At 29.4% G+C, this 2,425-nt stretch carries 3 protein-coding genes and 1 pseudogene; all 4 read right to left on the minus strand.

Annotated features, from left to right (window positions below; all coding sequences use genetic code 11):
• Positions 1–28: 28 nt before the first annotated feature.
• The gene (locus WBG30_RS01340; RefSeq protein WP_424502843.1) at positions 29–790 is read right to left on the minus strand and encodes an ABC transporter substrate-binding protein; all 762 of its coding nucleotides are present in this window, start codon (positions 788–790) and stop codon (positions 29–31) included.
• Positions 791–881: 91 nt separating this feature from the next.
• Positions 882–1,397, minus strand: a complete 516-nt coding sequence (locus WBG30_RS01345; protein ID WP_424502844.1) for a cyclic nucleotide-binding domain-containing protein — start codon at positions 1,395–1,397, stop codon at positions 882–884.
• 33 nt (positions 1,398–1,430) lie between these two features.
• Positions 1,431–1,688 (minus strand): hypothetical protein, encoded by a 258-nt coding sequence (locus WBG30_RS01350; RefSeq protein WP_424502845.1) that lies wholly within the window; start codon positions 1,686–1,688, stop codon positions 1,431–1,433.
• Between the two features lie 173 nt (positions 1,689–1,861).
• Positions 1,862–2,425: pseudogene (locus tag WBG30_RS01355) on the minus strand (elongation factor 4); the annotation flags it as partial.

Raw genomic sequence — 2,425 nt, forward strand, 5'->3', positions numbered from 1 at the left:
GAGTTAAGTTCATATATTTAATAGATTCTTAATATCCACGTTCACTGAGTTTAATATCAAAATTAGTTTGAGCTAGTTTTATAAATTTACTTGGATTTTTCTTTAGATCCTCTACATTTTTTTTGTAGTTTTTCATAAATATTTCGATCTCTTTAGAGTGAGCTTTATTATATTTACTAGTAGTGTATAGACCTACTTGGGGAATTCCAGAAAGGGAAGTTACTTTTTCCCACTGGTCTTTGTATACAATTGATCTTACTAATTTAGAATTTTTTTCAAGTACCAAAGTAGCCATAGGTTCAGGTAGAACAGCATTATCACCTTTTTGCATCATCATCAATTTAGCTACTTCAGGAGTAGATCTATAGGTGATCTTAGGAGATATATTATTACTTTTAAACAAAAATTTAGAAATTATATCAGGGGATGATCCTTGAGCACCGATAAGGATATTTTTTCCATCTAAATCTTTTATGCTATCTATTTTTTTATTAGATATTATAGAGATGAGACCTTGGCTAGTTACTCCTAATAATTTCAATTCAAGACCTTTCTTTTTTAGGTTTTCGCCTAGATTAGTAGGAATTACATAGACACCACCTTGATTTTTAATGAGTTTAGGGATTACTTCTGTATGTGGATTTTGATAATAATGAAGTGTAACATTCTTTTCCATAGGCAACATAGGGATACTAGGAGGAGCTTTTGGGGTATAGACATCGATAGAAAAACTACTTAGAGATATTACGAGATTTAACAAGATTGTTATTTTGATTTTTTTACTTATCATTTTTTAACTCCTATTTTATTGATTTTTATACTATAAAAAAGTGGCAGAGATATCTACCACTTTGACATTAAAAATATGCACCAGTTTATATCTATTCTTTGTTATTTTTTCTTAACTTAACCATTTCATCTAACCAATATTGATCAGTTTTAGCAGTTCTTCGACAAGATTCTCGCGCGACATTTAAAATTATTTTACTAAATAGCTTTATGTTTTTACTATGTAGAGAGTAAAGTGCTGACTTTGGAAATACAAGTAATTTTAGATCTGTTAAAGCAATAGCAGAAGCAATATATTTGAAGATACCAATAAGTTCAGTCTCACCGAATAAATTACCTTCATAGAATCGAATTAACTCGATTTCAATATCGTCTTGTTGTTTAACTATCTTAACTTCACCACTTTGGATAATAAAAATATTATTTGGTGATTCTCCTTGGTCGAAAACTGTCTCTCCTTTTTTTAGGGACTCTGTAGTCAATAGTGGAATGAGACATTCTAGTTCCCCAACAGTGAGACCACCAAAGAGTGATATTTTATTTAACATTGAAAAAATCAATTGTTTTTCCTTATAGGTTACTTCAGTTTTATGTATTTTTGTATTCATAGTTATATTTAAAACTCCCTTACATTTTAGATTTTAGACTTTTTTTTCTATATAAGCGATGATCTCACGAAGTAGTTCTTTTTTATGATGTTCGGTGACTTTAATGGTATATGAATCCAATTCTCTTATATCTGCTTCAATTTCTTCCTTTATAATGGTGTCATAGGCACGGTCTAATTCAATATGTAATTCATGGATAATAGTATCATGTAATTTTAAAAATATACTTACTTCTTCAGCCTTTTCATACATTGAGAGTTTCTTTATAATTTCATCTACTCTTGAACTCATATATTTCCTCCTCATATTTTGATTAATATTAGTTTACTATATAATGGATAAAATACCTAAATTTATTTTATTTCCAAAAACAAGATCACGTCGGATCCAAAAGATTCCATGTTTATATTATAACGGAATAAAAAAAACTAGCCAACAGATGTCAGCTAATTATAATTTTATATTTAGTCACTTAATTTTAAGATCGAGATAAATGCTTCTTGTGGGATTTCTACATTACCGATTTGTTTCATTCTTTTCTTACCGGCTTTTTGTTTTTCTAATAATTTTTTCTTTCTAGAAATATCTCCACCATAACATTTAGCTGTAACATTCTTTCTAAATGCTCTAATAGTTTCTCTTGCTATTATTTTGGCTCCTAATGCAGCTTGAATAGGAATTTCAAATTGCTGTCTTGGTATAATTTCTCTTAATTTTTCTACAATGATTCTTCCTCTAGCTGTTGCATGGTCTGTATGTGCAATAAATGAGAATGCATCTACACCTTCACCAGATACTAAGATATTAACTTTTACTAGATCTCCAGGTCTATATCCTATCATTTCATATTCAAATGAAGCATATCCCTTTGTTCTAGATTTTAGTTTATCGTAAAAATCTAATACTATCTCTGCAAGGGGTAGTTCGTATGTAATCATAGCACGAGTGTCATCAATATAGTTCATACTAATGTATGTTCCTCTTTTTAACTGACATAATTCCATAACTCCACCAACATAGTCTTTTGG

Origin of the sequence: Psychrilyobacter sp. (assembly GCF_049671765.1) — a bacterium.
Taxonomy (GTDB): Bacteria; Fusobacteriota; Fusobacteriia; order Fusobacteriales; family Fusobacteriaceae; genus Psychrilyobacter.

Excerpts from the sequence above, each read along its gene's own strand:
- WBG30_RS01350 (WP_424502845.1), bottom strand. The coding sequence starts at position 1,688 with ATGAGTTCAAGAGTAGATGAAATTATAAAGAAACTCTCAATGTATGAA.
- WBG30_RS01340 (WP_424502843.1), bottom strand. The coding sequence starts at position 790 with ATGATAAGTAAAAAAATCAAAATAACAATCTTGTTAAATCTCGTAATA.
- WBG30_RS01345 (WP_424502844.1), bottom strand. The coding sequence starts at position 1,397 with ATGAATACAAAAATACATAAAACTGAAGTAACCTATAAGGAAAAACAA.